Origin of the sequence: Bradyrhizobium sp. CCBAU 11357 (assembly GCF_028128865.1) — a bacterium.
Taxonomy (GTDB): domain Bacteria; phylum Pseudomonadota; class Alphaproteobacteria; order Rhizobiales; family Xanthobacteraceae; genus Bradyrhizobium.
In genome coordinates, this window is sequence record NZ_LBJW01000094.1 from 17300 (window position 1) to 35469 (window position 18170).

Consider the following 18170-nt stretch of genomic DNA (forward strand, 5'->3'; position numbering starts at 1 on the left):
AGGTATGGTGGTGAAATGGATTCCGGGCTCGCGCCAAGGGGCGCGCCCCCGAATGACACTGGACGCTACTTCGCCTTCTCCATCTTGGTCACCGTGTAGCCCGACGACGCCTCCTCGGCTTCGAAGGTCACCTTGTCGCCGACCTTCACTTGCCTGAGCATCGCCGCGTCCTTGACGCGATAGACCATGGTCATGGGGTCATCCATGCCGAGGCTCTTCGCCGGTCCGTGCTTGAGCGTGATCTTGCCGGCACCCTCGTCGATCTTCTTCACTTCGCCGCTGATCGAAGCGCCTTCGGCGGCGAGGGTTGCGGTCGCAAGGCCGACGGTCAGCGCCAGTGCGGCCGTGATACGGATGATGCGGTTCATGGGAATCTCCTTTCGCGTTACTTCACGGTGACCTGGCCGACCATGCCGTACTCGCGGTGGTCGGGAATGAGGCACGAATATTCGAACGTGCCGGGCTTGCTGAACTTCCAGAGGATCTCGGTCGTCTTTTTGGGTGCAAGCCGCACCGCATTGGGATCGTCGTGCTCCATGTGCGGATGCTTCTTCATCTGATCCGCATGCGCGAGGTTCTCCTTTGTCGTGGCCAGCAGGAATTCGTGGTCCTCCTTGCCGACATTGCGCAGCACGAAGCGGATCTGCTCACCGCGCTTCACCTCGATCTTCGCGGGCGTGTAGTCCATCTCGCTCATCAGAATTTCGATGGTGCGTGCGGGCTTCTTGGGATCGCCGGGCTCGCCGGCCGAATAGTTTCCGTGCCCGTGCTTGTCGTGAGCAAAGGCCGGTGCGGTCGAAAGTGCAGCCAGCGCGAGGGCGAGCTTGATCGTGGTCTTCATCGTGGTCTCCAGTTGGTGGTTCATCGAAACGCTCACATCTTGTGCTTCATCGGCGGGCTGCCGGATTTGTGCCGCGCCGGCTCTGCGGCCGGCGCCGTGACCTCGTAGGCGACGGTGCCTTGCGGGAACTTGTACGGACCGGGATCGCGGTAATCGTCGCGCGCGAGGTCTTCGCGGATCTTCATCACGGTGAACATGCCGCCCATCTCGATCGGCCCGAACTGGCCGGTGCCGGTCATCATCGGCAGCGTGTTGTCGGGCGCGGGCATCTCCATGTTGCCCATCGCCATGCCGGTCGAGCCCATGGCCATGCCGTCGGGCGCGAGCTTGCCGACGGCCTTGGCGAGATCCTTGCGCGACACGCCGATCAGGTTGCGCACGTCGTGTCCCATCGCATTCATGGTGTGGTGCGACTTATGGCAATGGAACGCCCAGTCGCCGGGATTGTCGGCGAGCACGTCGAACACCCTGATGGCGCCGACCGGCACGTCGGTGGTCGTCTCCGGGATCTGCGCGCTTTCCTGAATCCAGCCGCCATCGGTGCAGGTCACCGCGAAGCTGTGGCCGTGCAGATGGATCGGATGGTTGGTCATGCTGAGATTGCCGATGCGCACGCGCACCTTGTCGCCGAGCCTGACCGGCAGCGGATCGATGCCGGGAAAGACCCGCGCGTTCCAGGTCCACATGTTGAAGTCCGTCATCTCGTTGACGTGCGGCAGATAGGTGCCGGGGTCGACGCGATAGGTGCTCATCACGAACACGAAGTCGCGGTCGACGGCGCGGAAGTTCGGATCGCGCGGGTGCACGACGACCATGCCCATCATGCCCATCGCCATCTGCACCATCTCGTCGGAATGCGGGTGGTACATGAAGGTTCCGCTCTTCTTCATCTCGAATTCGTAGACGAAGGTCTTGCCGGGATCGATGTGCGGCTGGGTCAATCCGCCGACGCCGTCCATGCCGCTCGGAATGATCATGCCGTGCCAGTGCACACTGGTGTATTCGGGCAAGCGGTTGGTGACGAAGATGCGGAGCTTGTCGCCCTCGACGGCCTCGATGGTCGGGCCCGGCGATTGCCCGTTGTAGCCCCACAAATTCACCTTCATGCCTTCGGCGAATTCGCGCACCACGGGCTCGGCGACGAGGTGGAATTCCTTCCAGTCGCCGTTCATGCGGAACGGCAGCGACCAGCCGTTCAGCGTGACCACGGGACGATAATCCGGGCCGCTGCTGGGGTGCAGCGGCGGCTGCATCACCACCTTGTCCATGGTGGCGGCTTCCGGAATCGAAGCGGCCTGGACGCGGCCTTGAATGGCCGATGCGCCGACCAGCGCGGCGGTGCTCAAAAATCCTCGGCGGGAAAACATCTCAGCCTCCGTCTTTAATGTCCGCCGCCTTCGGCAGGTGCTGCCGCGGCGACATTGGTTGGATTGTCGCCGCCGGCGGCGGGCGCGCCGCCGCCGTTGACGGCGGTCTGCAAATCGGCCTGGGCAAGGAAGAATCTCTGCCTGGCATCGATCGCGCCGCGCAGCGCCGCGAGGCGCTGCCGCGCTTCGGCGAGCAGCGCGAAGATGTCGACCTGCATGCTGGAGAAGCGCAGCTGCATCTCCTCGGTGATGATCTTGCGCAACGGGATGATCTCGCGCTGGTAGTGGCCGGCGATGTCGTATGTGGAGCGATAGACGCGATAGGCGTCGCGCGCTTCGGAGCGCACATTCACGGCCCGCTCGGCCAGGCGGTTGAAGGCGAGATTGTAGGTCTCGGCGGCCTGGCGCACGCGCACCTCGCCGCCGTCGAAGATCGGAATCTGGAATTGTATGTCGAAGCCGCGCTCGCGGAACGGCGGCCCTTCCGGATCCTGGGTGCGGCGGGAGATGCCGGCGAGATCGAGCAGCGTCACGAAACGCGTCGCCTCGGTCAGGTTCAGCGCCTTCGCCAGCGCGGCCAGCTCCAGCCGTGCGATCTGCAGGTCGATGCGATGCGCCACCGCATCGGCTTCGATCGTGGGAAGCGCGAGCGGCCGGCGCGGCAGCGGCGGCAATTGATTGGGCAGGCGGAAGTCGAGACCGTCGTCCCACAGCCCCATCAGGCGCGCCAGCCTTTCGCGCGCGCTTCCCGCCGCCTGCCGCGCGGTGGCGAGGTCGGCGGTGGTCTCGGCATAAAACACCTGCTCGCGGGCCTGGTCGAGCTTGTTGAGCGAGCCGGTCTCGCCGAGCTTGAGCGCGAGCTGTGCGGTCGATTCCGCCGTCGCCTTCGCGTCGGTCAATAGCCCCACCATCTCGTTGGCAGCGACAGTGCGGACATAGGCGCGGCGCACGTCCGCGGCGAGCCGCAGCGTTGCCAGTGCGGCGCGCAGCTGCGCTCCACGGAAGCGCTCCCGGGCGATCTCGGAACGGAACGGCAGGGTGGCGAGCGCGAGGATGTCGCCGACCACCTGGCGCTCGATCTCGCTGGCGCCATTGCCCGTGATGCGCGAGACCGCGAACACCGGATTGGGCGGCAGGCTCTGCTCGACCAGGTCGGCCTCCGCCAGCGCCAGCTCGTTATAGGCAGCCTGCAGTCCCTTGTTGTTGAGCAGTGCGATCTGCACGGCGGCGTCGACGCTGAGGGTGCGCGAGAGCAGCTGGCGGACGCGGGCGTCGACCGCTGCGGCGCCCTCGGCCGAGTGCACGAAGGCGACGTCCTTGTTGATGGTCCGGCTCGTCAGATCCGCGACATCAGTCATGCCGCCGTCGGGCGAGAACGCGGCGCAGCCGGAAAGACCGAGCGCGGCGAGCACGACCAGGCCTCGCGCAAAATGCTGTGACATGGCGCGCCCCTACCGGTCTTGCTTCTGCCGCGGCGTCACCGCCTGGTTGCGGTCACGCCATGGCGCCGGCGTCGCCGGCCGCAGGCTGGTATAGGGCGCGATGGTCGAGCGATAGCCGATTGGGGCCACCTTCGCCGACGGATCGGCGGGATCCGCGCTGGCTATCTGCGTCGTTGCCGGCATGCAGCCGGACAGTGCCGACGCAGCAAAGGCCAGCAGCAGCCAAATGAATCGAGCGTGTCGTTCACCCACCGCAGATGCGGCGGATGTCGCCCCGGAAAGCGCAAGCATGTCTTCATTCCTGATCTGAAAGACCACAGGTTCGCGCGCGCAAAAGCGCGCGTCGAAACCGACGCCGTCGTGTCAGATCAGGCGATGGGGGGACGGTAGTGCTGCGGCGGCGCGGCGCTGTGCAGGCTGGGCACGATCTCGGGCGCACAGGTCGACATCGGCTGGACCGGCGTGGCGACGCTGGGCAGATCGGCCGGCAGCGCGCTGACGCACATCATGGCACAGCACGGGCCCACTGTTCCCTTGCCGTCGTGATGATTCGGAAGAGGTGCGTCCTTCGCGGCAGTCTGGGAAGGGGTGCCCGCATGCTCGTGCGGAACATCGCCATGGCTCGCAGCCATGTGATGATGCACCGGAACGAGGTCAGCCAAAACCTCGTCGCCAAAGCAGGGCGCAGCACTGCCCCAGGCAAGGCTTGCGGCTGGCGCGAGCACGCAGAACAGATAGGCGAGGGCGATGATTCGCCCCACCCTGATCCGCACCGATCGCGTCAATCGCAACAACATCCCGCCGATAGGCTCCTCGCGCGGCAATGTTGCACGCGCTTGTTGCAAACTAATGTCAAAAGACGCGTTCGCCAAGAGCTTATTACCGCAGCGCACCGCGCATGCCCAATATCGCGGCACGCTGGTTGACCATGCGGCGGTCCGCGAACATGGTCCTGCCCGTGCACGCGCCAAATCATCCAGGACAAACACCTGCTTCCTTCACCCCTGATTCCCGTCAGGCCTGGGTGCGACTCGTCCTTGCCCTCGTGATCGGCTCGATCGGCGCCGTCGGCATGTGGGCGGTCGTGGTCGTGATTCCCGTCGTGCAGGCCGAATTCGCTGCCACGCGCGGCGCGGTGTCGCTGGCTTTCACCCTGATGATGTTCGGCTTCGGGCTGGGCGGCGTGATCGCCGGCAAGATCACCGACCGGTTCGGCATCGTGCCGGCGATGGCGATCAGCATCGCCTTTCTCGGCGTTGCCAATGTGCTCGCGGGCCTGTCGGGCCAGCTCTGGCAGTTCGTGGCGGCATATTTCCTGATCGGGCTCGGCACCTCCGCGACCTTCGCGCCGCTGATGGCCGAAGCCTCGCACTGGTTCGAGCGCTATCGCGGATTGGCCGTGACCATCGTCGCCAGCGGCAATTATGTCGCCGGCGCGATGTGGCCGCCGATCGTGAGCTGGGGCACGCAGGAGATCGGCTGGCGCTACACCCATATCGGCATCGGCATCGTCTGCGCCGGCCTGATGACGGTGCTGGTGCTGATCCTGCGCGCGCAAATGGGCCGCGACACCGTCCACGATCATGCCAACGCACCGCCGCCGCGGGTCGATCTCAGGCTGTCGACGAATACGCTGACGGTGCTGCTCTCGATCGCCAGCATCTCCTGCTGCGTGGCGATGGCCATGCCGCAGGTGCACATCGTCGCCTATTGCGGCGATCTCGGTTATGGCGTCGCGCGCGGCGCCGAGATGCTGTCCTTGATGATGGGCTGCGGCATCGTCAGCCGGATCGGTTCGGGCTACCTCGCCGACAAGATCGGCGGCATTCGCACGCTGCTGGTGGGATCGCTGGCGCAGGGCTTCGCGCTGGTGTTCTATCTGTTCTTCGACAGCCTGACCTCGCTGTATCTGATCTCCGCGATGTTCGGCCTGTTCCAGGGCGGCATCGTGCCGAGCTATGCCATCATCGTGCGCGAGGCGATGCCGGCGAGCGAGGCCGCGACCCGCGTCGGCATCGTGATCTTTGCGTCCGTGTTCGGCATGTCCTTCGGCGGCTGGGTGTCAGGCGTCATCTTCGATGCCACCGGCTCCTATGCCGCGGCGTTCGCCAATGGCGTCGCCTGGAATGCGCTCAACATCGGCATCGTCGTGCTGCTCCTGATCCGCGCGCGGATGGGCTCGGTCAAGGCCGGGCCGGGCTTTGCCACCTAAACCGCTTGTCCGGCCTTCAGCAGCGAGCAGCCGGTGATCTTGTAGCTGCCGTCGCCCTGCTGCTCGAGCGTGTAGAGCGCCTCCCAGGCCTCGCCATTGGCATCGACGATATGGACGCGCTGGGCAATCCAGCCGCCATCGGTCTTGCTCTCGCCGAATTCGAAACTCTTGTGACGATAGACCGGCGCGTAGCCGTTCTGCACCATGGACATGAAGATGTCGGGTGCGGGGAAGATCTCCTTGATCGCCGGTGCCGCATGGGAATAGGCCGCCGTCGCATCGTCGCGAACGAAGGCCTGCTCCTGGGCGCGGATGACGCTTTGAGCGGCCGCGACATCGCCGGCTAACGCTGCGTGATGACAGGCAACAATGAGAGCAACCAGCAAGGCTGCGATGCGCATGGCAGGCTCCGCGTTGAGATCCCGGCGGAGGCCATCCTAGCACACCTGCGCCGACAGGGCGTGCACTCGGACATCACGCGCTGGGCTTGGATGCTCCAGATGCCCATTCATCCGGGACAGCGACACAAACCGCAGGCAGCTGCGACATGTTCTCCTAAGGCAGGAACGGCTCCGCGATGGCCGAGTTAAGCCGGCAAAACCACCTCATCAAGGAGCAAAGTCATGGCCCGTGCAACAGCCCATCCGGATCATCACTGCATCTCAAGCGAGGACATTGAGGGAACCGAAGTCTATGGAGCAGATGGGACGAATATCGGCGAGATTGATCACCTCATCATCGACAAGATGTCAGGCCGCGTGGCTTATGCGGTCATGAGCTTTGGTGGATTCGTGGGCTTGGGTCACAGCCACTACCCCATTCCCTGGGGCGCTCTGACATATGACACGTCGCTTGGCGGTTTTCGAACCAATATCACCGAGCAACAGCTGAGGGATGCGCCCGAGTTCAGCGATGACTCCTGGGAAGATCGAGACTGGGAAAAGCGAACTCATCGTTATTATGGAACGCCAACCTACTGGGAAGGGCGAGGTGGCCTATAACGCCCGCGGCGCGTCAGGACAGCTGAACTGACTGCGGCACCAACATCAGAGGTCGTGCAAGTCGCCAATCGGGCAGAAGCTGCCTTCGTCGCCCGCTTCGTCGTCTTGAACGAGCGCGTAGGATGTTGAGCCTTTGCGAAACCCATTTTGCTCCGTCGCATCTGGAGCAAGCGATGGGTTTCGCTGGCGCGCTACCCATCCTACGAACTATCCAGCAGCGCTGCCATTCGGTGGCGGTCGATGATGCCGGGATCCGGCGGTATTTGATAGCCGTCCATTTCGGCCAGTTTTGCGGCGACACGCGGTCTGGTGACGACCTCCTGAGGCAGCGCAACGCACATTGCGATCTCAATCATGCCCCGGAGCACGTCGGCGTCTTGAGACGAGGCAATGAGAAGCTTGGCCATGACCGGGTTGGGTGCGGGCATCGGCATGCCCGCTTCCAGAGCGTTCATCTCAGCGATCCGCGCCCGGTCCGCGGCGATCTGGTTGCGATAAAACGGACCGACCTGGATTTCGGTCTCGGCGTCGTATTCCCGGGCGAACGCTTCGGGATCGTCGAGGTGTCGGCGGGCAACATTGCGGAGCACCTGCGCGTGCAGAAGGCCGACGCTCAAGCCTCGTCCGGCGGACGGGTTGGTGCACGCCCATGCATCGCCGACAGCAGCGAATCCCGTGATGACGGGACGGCCATCGACGACAAATCGCCGGTACCGGTCGATAACTCCCGCCAGCAGAAGGACGGGTGTTATTGGCTCGCCGTCGAGCCAATGGGCTTGCCGTGGGCACGCTGAGACGACGCGATCGAATGTCGCCGAATCGCGCAAGGCGCGCATCGCCTTGTTTCTCGACGAGGTATACAAGGTGACCGACCAGGTGTCGTTGTCGCCGTCCAGGGTCAGGATCGAGAACAAGCCCATCGGAGTGAGCGCGCGTCCCGTCCTGCGAGGCCGCTGTTGCCCCGAGAAATATCGCGTAAAATAGACAAAGTTGCTGTCTTCGGCTTCCTCGAAGGGGCTGCGGGCACCCGCGCCGCGGATCCAGTCACAAGCCGCGCTTCGCCGTCCCATGGCGTCGATGACCAAATCAGCGCAAATCTCATCGCCGGATGTCGTGCGCACCCCCGTGACGTGCGGCACACCCGGGACCGCCGATGCGCCCGTGATAAGTTCGCGAACCTTGGTTCCCCGACGAATAGCCACGTTAGGCGCGGCTTGTGCCATGGCAGCTACGGCCCATTCTATAATTGGCCTCCTTCCAGTCACGAAGCGCATGGCCTCGTCGCCAGGACGCGGTGTCTTGTCCGTTAGCGTCGGGGGAAGAGATCGACTGTCGAGATAGTCCACCCAAACGCATCCGGCGCGAAGCAAATCATCCGTCAATCCTGGCAATTCCAGATCGCTGATCATCCGAAATCGCGAACCGAGGCTGTGTGGTTGCCTGAATTGGGCAACTCCTGGACGCTCCCACGTATCCCATCCCTCGGCAGCGGCCACAGGTTGACCGGCCGGATCAGCCTCCAGGACCGTGACGTCGTGGCCGTCGCGACCAAGCATCGTCGCAACGCTCAATCCAATCACGCCTCCGCCGCAAATGACGATTTTGCTCATCTTCTTCCCCACCTGTTCGATCTCGGCGGGCCGCAGAAGCGGCGATGAATCGCCATCGTCTCCTCCCGGCGAACGACAACGAGGCCCACCCACGTGGGCACGGGTTCCTCAAGAGATTGAGTCGGTGTGGCGAACCGGAGGTTCAAAGAAAGGCGATCACCTCATCCGCACGAGCAATGAGTACCGATGGCAAGTCGGCTCCAATGAGACGTGCCGTCGCAAGGTTGAGTACCAGCTCGTATTTTGAAGCCTGCTCGACAGGGAGGTCGCCGGGCTTTTCCCCACCCGATCATGCAAACCACCGTGGCAATGAACTGCCTCCGGTTCATCCCTGACTCCAGCTGTACTTAAAAGCCATCGTAGAGGCCGGGCAATTCATCCAGAAGGGCCATGTCCGTTACTGTCATAGGCGCCGCTCTGGCGCATTTGCACGATCAGTGATCTTGGTTGGGGACCCATTCCTCAGCGGTTTCATCCCAATGATGGGTATCGTCGAAATGCTTCCAGAGTGGCTGCCTTTGCTTCCTTTCGTCCTCCTGCCGGTTTGCCTGTACGCCGACAACAGCTGTTATAGCCAACATTACCCATTCGCGAGTGCGAGAATTCCACTTGATTGCTGAAAGCATGGGAGGCCTCCGTCAAAGCAAGAACTTGTCTTCACACTAGGCCGCGCCATGAGCGAGGAGATGTAAACTACTTCACAGGCAGTCAATATCTTCGACAAGGGTGACGGTGATGCGGTGCAGCGAACGACAGGCAAAGCGTCGGCTTGCCTTTCGAGTTAAGAAGAGTTGCGGGCTGTGGCCCCTGGCGATGATTCACGGCAGGGGATTTCCAGGCGGCTCGAAAAGCCAGTCCACCTTCCATTGCAGCGGAGCAGATCGAAGCCCACAACCTGTTGGCGCACGAGCGAGCCTTGGTTGGTTCGACACCGCGCCTGCATGTGCGAGATGGAATGGGCCCGGTATGGACGCAGCGATGCCTGCAACAACTGACTCACCCACCGATGTTGCTGCAATCGTGATTGTCACCATGGATATGACGACTACAAGGACATGGGGCAAAACGCGGTTTGAAAAGTGCTTCGTCATGAGTTGAGTCCTCACAACCGAAATAACGACCGTGCAGTTACAATCTCGATTCGTGGCAGATGGTTATTTGTATCGGTGCTCGCCGCAAATGGCGTGCTCGTCGCCTTTGTAGGGCAGACGTGAACAATGTTGTAGCAGCGATCCAGACCTAGTCTGGCGCCAAAACACGCTCCCAGCGTGCGTACGCGCTCCTGAAAAGAGCGCCTTCATAAATCAGAGATCGTGCTGCCGGTTTTCACATGATCTTGGATTGTGGTTTGCGATCCGCGTGGCGAAGCGCTTCGCCTGCGGCGTAGGTCGCTCTGCACGCCCTACCGCTTCCGCTTCGTCGCGGGCTTCGTCGTCTTCGACGCGCGCGCCTTGGCCTTGCTGGGCGGCGGCACCCGCAAGCCGTCGACGAACACGTCGAGCAGGCGCAGCGCCGTCGCCTGCCAGCCAGGCTGGTCGTGCACGTAGCACATGCCGAAGAAGGCGCGCAGCAGGTCCTCCGGGCTGAGGTCGGCGCGCATCTCGCCAGCTGCGACCGCCCGGTCCAGCAGCGAGCCGATCGCCTTGGTCAGACGCTCGAAGGAGAAAGCATGCAGCTCCGACCCGCTCTGCACCGCGAGCGCCAGCGCTGCCATCATCCCCTTCTTGGTCGCAACGAACTCGACCCCTGAGTGCAACCAGCGCCGCAGCGCCTCGACCGGGTCCTTCTCGTTCTTCAGCAACTCGGCAAGCTCGCTGAACTGCTCGACCTCGCGCCGATACACCGCCTCGAACAAGGCCTCGCGCGTCGAAAAATGCCGATACAGCGTGCCGATGCCGACGCCGGCCCGCTTCGCCACGGCTTCAAGGCTCGCCTCGGGCCCGCCCGCGCTGAACACCAGCTTGGCCGCTTCGAGCACGCGCTCGCGATTGCGCACGGCGTCGGCGCGGGGCTTTCGGGTCTGGTCGGTGTGGTCGTCCATGGCGCGCAATGTAGATCACGAATTGGTTAGATTGAACCCTCGCCGGACCCATACAGGGCTGCATCGCGTTGGCGGCGCACGCGGTTTTGACGAATTCCAAATAATTCCCGGCGGCTCTTGTTAAACGGAGGGTGCCTCCGTATCTTCGCTCGTGCGCCGGCCGCATCATGTTCGGGCGGCGCTATTCGACGGCGGCCACGGCGGTGGCGCGCTGCGCGATGACTCATGTCCATATCTGATCGGAGCCTTGTATGAACCACTCCATCAGCCTCACCGTGAACGGTGCGCGGCGCGACTTCGTCCTCGACGATCCGCGCGTCACGCTGCTCGATCTCCTGCGTGAGCGCCTCGATCTGACCGGTACCAAGAAGGGATGCGACCGCGGCCAGTGCGGCGCCTGCACCATCCTGGTCGACGGCAGGCGCATCAACTCCTGTCTCGCGCTCGCCATCAGCCACGACGGCGCCGACATCCTCACCATCGAAGGCCTCGCGCGCGGCGACCAGCTGCATCCGGTGCAGGCCGCCTTCATCGCCCATGACGGCTTCCAGTGCGGCTTCTGCACGCCCGGCCAGATCATGAGCGCGATCGGCATGATCGGCGAAGGCCAGGCCGGCAACGATCCCGAGCGCGTCCGCGAATGCATGAGCGGCAATCTGTGCCGCTGCGGCGCTTACGCCGGCATCGTCGATGCCGTGCTGGACGCGCAGGCCGGGATGGACGAGACCAATCAGAGGCGCTCCGCATGAAACAGTTCGATTATGTCAGGCCGGCCACGGTCACTGAAGCCGTTGCTGCCGCGGCCGAGCCGGGCGCGGTCTACCTCGCTGCCGGCACCAACCTGCTCGACCTGATGAAGGGCGGCGTCAGCCGTCCGGACCGGCTGGTCGACGTCACGCATCTCGATGGCCTCGATCAAATCGAGACGCTCGCCGACGGGTCCTTGCGCATCGGCGCGCTGGTGCGCAATGCCGATCTCGCGCATGATGCGGACTTCGCGCGGTCCTATCCCGCTGTGGCCGAAGCGCTGCTCTCCGGTGCGTCGGCTCAGTTGCGCAATGCCGCCACCGTCGGCGGCAACCTGTTGCAGCGGACGCGCTGCGCGTATTTCTACGACACTGCCAGCCGCTGCAACAAGCGCGCGCCCGGCTCCGGCTGCGACGCGCGCGACGGTGAGAACCGCAGCCATGCCGTGCTCGGCTGGAGCGAGAGCTGCATCGCCACGCACCCCTCCGACTTCTGCGTGCCCCTGGTCGCGCTCGATGCCATCGTCGAGATCGAGGGCAGGGGCGGCCGGCGCGAGGTCGCGCTCGACGAGCTGCACCGACTGCCGGGCGATGCGCCCGAGCGCGAGTCCGTGCTCGAGCCCGGCGATCTCATCGTCGCTATGCGCCTGCCGCCCGCCGCGCGCGGCTTTGCCGCGCATGCGCGCTACCTCAAGGTCCGCGAGCGCACCTCCTACGCCTTTGCCGTCGTCTCGGCCGCGGCTGCGCTGCGGATCGAGAACGGCAGAATCGCACAGGCGCGGCTCGCGCTCGGCGGCGTCGCCGCAAAGCCCTGGCGCGGTCGCGCAGCGGAAGACGTCCTCAAGGGCGTCGCGCCCACGTCAGACGCATTCCAGGAGGCGGCCTGGCGCGCGCTCGAGGGCGCAAAGCCGTCCGGCGACAACGCCTTCAAGATCGAGCTCGCGCGTCGCATCGTCGTGCGCGCGCTGACCTTGGCCGCCGCCGGCACGCCCGCGCGGATCCCCGCGCTGCCGGCCTCTCCCTTTGCCTCGACCTCCGGAGCCCTCCATGTCTGAGCTCAATTTGACCAGCGCTCCCGCGCATCTGCGGCACGGCTCGAATATCGGCCAGCCGCTGACCCGCCGCGACGGCATCCTCAAGGTGACGGGGCAGGCGAGGTACGCCGCGGACAATCATCCGCCCGGCATGCTGTTTGCGGTGATCGCCGTCTCCAGCGTCGCGCGAGGCCGTGTGATCTCGCTCGATGTCGCTGCCGCAAAACGCCATCCCGGCGTCGTCGACGTCATGACACCGGACCACAAGCCGCAGCTCGCGATCGACCCTGACCTCAAGACCAATCCGTTCGTGTTCCGAATGGAGGTGTTGCAGAGCAACGATATCCGCTACGCCAATCAGGCGATTGCGGTCGTGATCGCCGAGACGCTGGAGGCCGCCACCGAAGGCGCGGCGCTGCTGGCGCCGGCTTACGAGGTGCAGCCTGCGCTGGTCGGCCTCGATGCCGGCGAAAGCTTCGTGCCGCCGGTCGTCGGCGTCGGCAATCCCACGGAAAGTCACCACGGCGATGTCGAGGCAGGCCTTGCCGCGGCCGACAAGCAGATCGACGCGACTTACGAGACGCCGCCGCAATATCATAACGCGATGGAACCGCATGCGATCGTGGCGCGCTGGGAGGATGAAAAGCTCTTCCTCGACACGCCGAGCCAGGCCATGGTGATGGCTCGGGGCCGCGTTGCCGAGCTGTTTGGCCTCGCGCCGGAGAAGATTCACATCCGCAGCCCGTTCCTCGGCGGCGGTTTCGGCTCGAAGGGTTTCCTGACCGGGCCGCAGATCCTGGGCGTGATGGCGGCGAAGCTGGTCGGTAAGCCAGTCAAGCTGGTGCTGCGACGCGAGCAGATGTATGGCCCGGTCGGCCACCGCGCGCCGACGCGCCAGCGCCTGCGCATCGGCGCGGACGGCAAGGGACGCCTCACTGCGCTCGATCATCACGCGCGAACCGTCTCGAGCACCTTCGACGATTTCTACGAGCCCGCGGCCGGCGCTTCGCACACGCTCTACGCGGCGCCGGCGATCCGCACCACGCACGATGCCGTGCGCGTCAACACCGGCACGCCGCTGTTCATGCGCGCGCCCGGCGAGGCGACCGGCTCGATCGCGCTGGAGAGCGCGATCGACGAGATGGCCTGGGCCTGCGGAATGGATCCGCTGGCCTTCCGCCTGAAGAACTACGCCGAGGTCGAGCCGATGACGGGACGGCCCTTCTCCTCCAAGGCGCTGCGGGCCTGCTACGAGCAGGGCGCGGCGCGCTTCGGCTGGGCGAAGCGTCCGCTGCAGCCGCAGCAGATGCGCGACGATGCCGGCCTCCTGGTCGGCTGGGGCATGGGCACGGCGACCTTCCCGGCGCTGATGTTCCAGGCCGAGGCGCGCGCGGCGATCCGGCGTGACGGCTCCGGCGTGATGGAGATCGGCGCGCACGACATGGGGCAGGGCGCCTGGACGGCGCTGGCGCAGATCGCGGCCGATTCCGTCGGTCTCGACATTGACCGCCTCGACTTCAAGTCCGGCACGTCCGACCTGCCCGACGCCGGCATCGCCGGCGGCTCGGCGCACACGGCAACGGCGGGCGCGGCGATCCACAGCGCCGGTGCGGCCGTGATCGCAAAGCTCGCCGATCTCGCCACCAGCGACGAGCGCTCGCCGTTGTTCGGCGCCGGCAATGCCGGCGTGATCGCGCGCGAGGGCAGGCTGATCCGCCGCGACGACGAGAGCCGGAGCGAGAGCTATGCCGAGATCCTCGCACGCGCCGGCGTCGCCGAGGTCGAGGCACGCGGCACCGGCGCGCCGAACCCTGCGGCGATGGAGCAATATGCGATGCATGCTCACGGCGCGGTGTTCACCGAGGTGAAGGTCGATCCCGAGCTCGGCCAGGTCCGCCTCACCCGCATGGTCGGCGCCTTCGCCGCCGGCCGCATCGTCAATCCGCGCATGGTGCAGAGCCAGCTGTTCGGCGGCATGATCTGGGGCCTGTCCTTTGCGCTGCACGAAGAGGCCATCACCGATCGCCGCAGCGGGCGGATCATGAATGCCAATCTCGGCGAGTACCATGTCCCTGTTAATGCCGACGTGCCGCCGCTCGACGTCATCACGGTCGAGGAGCACGATCCCCATGTGAATGCGCTCGGCATCAAGGGTGTCGGCGAGATCGGCATCACCGGCAGCGCCGGCGCGGTCGCCAACGCCGTCTGGCACGCGACCGGCGTGCGGGTGCGCCGCTTTCCGATCCGGATCGAGGAGTTGCTGACTCAGCTTTGAAGCGCGATGAAATGAGGCCAAATCGCTGCAACGACGGAGGTGCGCTCCCTCTCCCGCTTGCGGGAGAGGGTTGGGGAGAGGGTGTCTCCGCAATGGGACAATCCCCTAGAGGAAAAAGCCCTCACCCGCGCCTTGGCGCGACCTCTCCCGCAAGCGGGAGAGGTGAACGAGTCGCGCCGGATGCGTCGATCTCGCCATCAGAACGTCGGCGGCGTGCAGGCCGAGATCACCTCGCACGGCTTGCCGCCGACGCAGCGGAAGCGATGCGGGCGGCGGCTCTCGAAATAATAGGCATCGCCGGGATTGAGGATGCGGCGCTCGTCCTCGACGGTGACTTCGAGCTTGCCTGAGATCACGATGCCGCCTTCCTCGCCGTCATGGACGAGATGCACGCGCCCGGTGTCGCTGCCGGGCTCGTAGCGCTCCTTGAGGATCTGCAGGCTGCGGCCGAACAGATTGTCGCCGATTTGTCGGTACGAGATCGGCTTCTTGCCGACTTCGGTGAGCTCCTCGGCACGGTAGAAGATCTTGCGCCTGGACTCCGGTTCCAGCGCGAAGAACTCGGCGAGCCCCATCGGGATGCCGTCCAGGATGCGCTTGAGCGCGCCGACCGAGGGGTTCATCTGGTTGGATTCGATCAGCGAGATCGTCGAATTGGTGACGCCGGCACGCTTGGCCAGCTCCCGCTGCGACAGCTTGTGGCGCGCCCGGATGAATCGCAGCCGTCCGCCGATGTCGACGCTCATGTCTTGGTCCTTGCCCTGGTCCCGTGTTGCAGGTGTTGCGGATCGCGCAAATATGGACCGGCAGCCCCAGTCAAATCAATGGCTTGCAGGTCACCAGAAAAGGACTTGTTGCGCTTTCCAAGCCGTGGCTCTGCTAGCGGGTCAGCAAAGGAGCGCGGCCGTGACCCTTCATCAGATTCCGAACACCATCAAGACCGACTCGTTCTGGATGCCGTTCACGGCCAACCGGCAGTTCAAGAAGGCGCCGCGCCTGTTCTCCTCGGCCGAGGGCATGCATTACACCACCGTCGACGGCCGCAAGGTGATCGACGGCTCCGCGGGCCTCTGGTGCGTCAATGCCGGCCACGGCCGCAAGCAGATTGCGGCTGCGGTCGAGCGCCAGCTGATGACGCTGGATTTCGCGCCCACGTTCCAGATGGGCCACCCGCTGGCATTCGACTTCGCCGAGCGCCTGGCCGAGATCGCGCCGAAGGGCCTCGATCGCATCTTCTTCACCAATTCCGGCTCCGAGTCGGTCGACACCGCGCTGAAGATCGCGCTGGCCTATCATCGCGCCAACGGCCAGTCGAGCCGCACCCGCCTGATCGGCCGCGAGCGCGGCTATCACGGCGTCGGCTTCGGCGGCACGTCGGTCGGCGGCATGGTCGCCAACCGTCGTGCGTTTGCGACCCTGCTGCCGGGCGTCGACCACATCCGCCACACCCACGATCTCACCCGCAACGCCTTCGCCAAGGACCAGCCCGAGCATGGCGCCGAACTCGCCGACGATCTCGAGCGTCTGGTCGCCCTGCATGGCGCCGAGACCATTGCCGCCGTCATCGTCGAGCCGGTGCCGGGCTCGACCGCGGTGCTGCCGCCGCCGAAGGGCTATCTGCAGCGCCTGCGCGAGATCTGCGACAAGCACGGCATCCTCCTGATCTTCGACGAGGTGATCACCGGCTTCGGCCGCCTCGGCACGCCGTTCGCCGCCAACTTCTTCGGCGTCACGCCGGACCTGATGACGACGGCCAAGGGCATCACCAACGGCACCATTCCCTGCGGCGCGGTGTTTGCGAGCCGCAAGGTGCATGACGGCATGATGGTCGGCCCCGAGAACCAGATGGAGCTGTTCCACGGCTACACCTATTCGGCGCATCCGACCGCCTGCGCCGCCGGCATCGCGACGCTCGACATCTACAAGGACGAAGGCCTGCTCACGCGCGGTGCCTCGATGGCCGAATATTGGCGCGATGCGCTGCACTCGCTGAAAGGCCTGCCGAACGTCGTCGACATCCGCAATTGCGGCCTGATGGGCGCGGTCGAGCTCGCCCCGCGCGACGGCATCGTCGGCGCGCGCGGCTATGACGTCATGGTCGACTGCTTCAACACCGGCCTTTACTTGCGCATGAGCGGCGACAGCTTCGCAATGTCGCCTCCGCTCATCGTCGAGAAGAGCCACATCGACCAGATGGTCTCGATCCTCAGTGACGCCATCAAGAAGGTGGCCTGATAATTGCTCTCGCCGCCAGCGAGTTGTGTCCTTGCAGCGGCGAGCGCCGCGGGAGTTTGACGAAGCGTGAAAGTTCTGATCCTCGGCAGCGGTGTCATCGGTGTCACCTCTGCCTACTACCTCGCGCGTGCCGGCCATGAGGTGACGGTCGTCGACCGCCAGCCGGAGCCGGCACTGGAGACCTCTTTCGCCAACGCGGGCGAGGTGTCGCCCGGCTATTCCTCGCCCTGGGCCGGCCCCGGCGTGCCGGTGAAGGCGGTCAAGTGGCTGTTGATGAAGCACGGCCCGCTGGTGATCCGGCCCAAGCTCGATCCGGTGATGTGGGTCTGGCTGCTCAAGATGCTGCGCAACTGCACCAGCGCGCGCTACGCGGTCAACAAGAGCCGGATGATTCCGATCGCGGAATACAGCCGCGACTCTTTACGCGATCTGCGCCGCGACATCGGCATCCAGTATGACGAGCGCTCGCAGGGCACGCTGCAGCTGTTTCGCTATCAGGCCCAGCTCGACGGCACCGCCGAAGATATCGCAGTGCTCAAGCAATACGGCGTTCCCTTCGAGGTGCTGAGCCGCGAAGGCTGCATCGCCGTCGAGCCGGCGCTTGCGGGCGTGAAGGAGAAGTTCGTCGGCGGGCTCCGCCTGCCGCAGGATGAGACCGGCGACTGCCACATGTTCACGCAGGCGCTCGCCAAGCACGCCCAGGCGCTCGGCGTGCGCTTCATGTTCAACACCGGCATCGACCGCATCGTCACCGACGGCGCGCGCGTCAGCGGGGTCGCGACCAGCGCCGGCCTGTTGCAGGCGGACGCCTACGTGCTCGCGCTCGGCAGCTGGTCGTCGCGGCTGGCGGCGCCGCTCGGCATCTCGCTGCCGGTCTATCCGGTGAAGGGCTATTCGATCACGGTCCCGATCAAGGACGCCTCCGGCGCGCCGGAATCCACCGTGATGGACGAGAGCTACAAGGTCGCGATCACTCGCCTCGGCAATCGCATCCGCGTCGGCGGCACCGCCGAGATCTCCGGCTATTCGGACAAGCTCTACGACGCGCGCCGCGACACGCTCGATCATTCGCTGACCGACCTGTTCCCGCGCGGCGGCGATCTGTCCAAGGCGACGTTCTGGAGCGGCCTGCGCCCGATGACGCCGGACGGCCCGCCCGTGATCGGCCCGACCCACTACGCCAACCTGCATCTCAACACCGGCCACGGCACGCTGGGCTGGACCATGTCCTGCGGCTCGGGCCGCGTGCTCGCCGACATGCTGTCAGGCAAGAAGCCGGAGATCGACGTCAGTGCGTTGACGGTGGAGCGGTACAAGCACCGGTTTGGCTAAGGCTCTATCCCCTCGTCATTGCGAGGAGCGAAGC

The 18170-nt window shown here is 65.1% G+C and carries 18 protein-coding genes; 8 read left to right on the forward strand and 10 right to left on the reverse strand.

Translation table 11 applies throughout. The features are described 5' to 3' along the window. Window positions 1-65 precede the first annotated feature (65 nt). The 6 genes from XI05_RS13670 to XI05_RS13695 all read right to left on the reverse strand — a co-directional run bounded on the left by XI05_RS13670 (window position 66) and on the right by XI05_RS13695 (window position 4411). On the reverse strand, window positions 66-368 hold the full coding sequence (locus XI05_RS13670) for a copper-binding protein (protein WP_271502292.1): 303 nt from the start codon (window positions 366-368) through the stop codon (window positions 66-68). Between the two features lie 17 nt (window positions 369-385). Next, a complete protein-coding gene (locus XI05_RS13675; RefSeq protein ID WP_271502473.1) occupies window positions 386-841 on the reverse strand; it encodes a cupredoxin domain-containing protein in 456 nt (151 codons plus the stop codon). Window positions 842-873: 32 nt separating this feature from the next. Further along, window positions 874-2208, reverse strand: a complete 1335-nt coding sequence (locus XI05_RS13680; protein WP_271502294.1) for a copper oxidase — start codon at window positions 2206-2208, stop codon at window positions 874-876. Between the two features lie 14 nt (window positions 2209-2222). Continuing rightward, entirely contained in the window at window positions 2223-3650 is a 1428-nt protein-coding gene (locus tag XI05_RS13685) for a TolC family protein (protein WP_271502296.1), read from the reverse strand. A 9-nt stretch (window positions 3651-3659) separates the two neighbouring features. After that, on the reverse strand, window positions 3660-3941 hold the full coding sequence (locus XI05_RS13690) for a hypothetical protein (RefSeq protein WP_271502297.1): 282 nt from the start codon (window positions 3939-3941) through the stop codon (window positions 3660-3662). Between the two features lie 77 nt (window positions 3942-4018). Next, complete coding sequence (locus XI05_RS13695) at window positions 4019-4411, reverse strand: hypothetical protein (protein WP_271502475.1); 393 nt, start codon at window positions 4409-4411, stop codon at window positions 4019-4021. Between XI05_RS13695 and XI05_RS13700 the strand changes: the two genes are divergently transcribed. Both XI05_RS13700 and XI05_RS13705 read left to right on the forward strand, forming a co-directional pair. Further along, entirely contained in the window at window positions 4398-4658 is a 261-nt protein-coding gene (locus XI05_RS13700; protein ID WP_271502485.1) for a hypothetical protein, read from the forward strand. The genes XI05_RS13695 and XI05_RS13700 overlap by 14 nt on opposite strands. Continuing rightward, window positions 4597-5862 (forward strand): MFS transporter, encoded by a 1266-nt coding sequence (locus XI05_RS13705; protein ID WP_271502477.1) that lies wholly within the window; start codon window positions 4597-4599, stop codon window positions 5860-5862. Before XI05_RS13700 ends, XI05_RS13705 begins: the two co-directional genes overlap by 62 nt. Here XI05_RS13705 and XI05_RS13710 read toward each other — a convergent pair. Beyond that, window positions 5859-6263, reverse strand: a complete 405-nt coding sequence (locus tag XI05_RS13710; protein WP_271502298.1) for a DUF4864 domain-containing protein — start codon at window positions 6261-6263, stop codon at window positions 5859-5861. The genes XI05_RS13705 and XI05_RS13710 overlap by 4 nt on opposite strands. Window positions 6264-6485: 222 nt before the next feature. On the opposite strand from XI05_RS13710, the gene XI05_RS13715 reads away from it, so the two are divergent. Then, window positions 6486-6863 carry a PRC-barrel domain-containing protein gene (locus XI05_RS13715; protein WP_271502300.1) on the forward strand — a complete coding sequence of 126 codons (378 nt, stop codon included), beginning with the start codon at window positions 6486-6488 and terminating at the stop codon, window positions 6861-6863. A gap of 200 nt (window positions 6864-7063) precedes the next feature. On the opposite strand, the gene XI05_RS13720 is transcribed toward XI05_RS13715, so the two are convergent. After that, window positions 7064-8473 (reverse strand): FAD-dependent oxidoreductase, encoded by a 1410-nt coding sequence (locus XI05_RS13720; protein WP_271502302.1) that lies wholly within the window; start codon window positions 8471-8473, stop codon window positions 7064-7066. A gap of 1402 nt (window positions 8474-9875) precedes the next feature. Then, entirely contained in the window at window positions 9876-10514 is a 639-nt protein-coding gene (locus XI05_RS13725) for a TetR/AcrR family transcriptional regulator (RefSeq protein WP_271502479.1), read from the reverse strand. A 251-nt stretch (window positions 10515-10765) separates the two neighbouring features. Here XI05_RS13725 and XI05_RS13730 point away from each other — a divergent pair, with 251 nt between their 5' ends. From XI05_RS13730 to XI05_RS13740, 3 genes are read left to right on the forward strand one after another with little or no spacing between them, the layout of a single operon-like run. Then, entirely contained in the window at window positions 10766-11263 is a 498-nt protein-coding gene (locus XI05_RS13730; RefSeq protein WP_271502304.1) for a (2Fe-2S)-binding protein, read from the forward strand. Further along, the gene (locus XI05_RS13735) at window positions 11260-12315 is read left to right on the forward strand and encodes an FAD binding domain-containing protein (protein ID WP_271502305.1); all 1056 of its coding nucleotides are present in this window, start codon (window positions 11260-11262) and stop codon (window positions 12313-12315) included. Before XI05_RS13730 ends, XI05_RS13735 begins: the two co-directional genes overlap by 4 nt. Beyond that, window positions 12308-14569, forward strand: a complete 2262-nt coding sequence (locus XI05_RS13740) for a xanthine dehydrogenase family protein molybdopterin-binding subunit (protein WP_271502307.1) — start codon at window positions 12308-12310, stop codon at window positions 14567-14569. The genes XI05_RS13735 and XI05_RS13740 overlap by 8 nt, the downstream gene beginning before the upstream one ends. Window positions 14570-14766: 197 nt before the next feature. On the opposite strand, the gene XI05_RS13745 is transcribed toward XI05_RS13740, so the two are convergent. Then, window positions 14767-15315 carry a cupin domain-containing protein gene (locus XI05_RS13745; RefSeq protein ID WP_008561958.1) on the reverse strand — a complete coding sequence of 183 codons (549 nt, stop codon included), beginning with the start codon at window positions 15313-15315 and terminating at the stop codon, window positions 14767-14769. 160 nt (window positions 15316-15475) lie between these two features. On the opposite strand from XI05_RS13745, the gene XI05_RS13750 reads away from it, so the two are divergent. Together XI05_RS13750 and XI05_RS13755 are read left to right on the forward strand one after the other, a co-directional pair. Beyond that, entirely contained in the window at window positions 15476-16804 is a 1329-nt protein-coding gene (locus tag XI05_RS13750) for an aspartate aminotransferase family protein (RefSeq protein WP_271502309.1), read from the forward strand. 66 nt (window positions 16805-16870) lie between these two features. After that, on the forward strand, window positions 16871-18136 hold the full coding sequence (locus XI05_RS13755; protein ID WP_271502311.1) for a D-amino acid dehydrogenase: 1266 nt from the start codon (window positions 16871-16873) through the stop codon (window positions 18134-18136). Window positions 18137-18170: the final 34 nt, after the last annotated feature.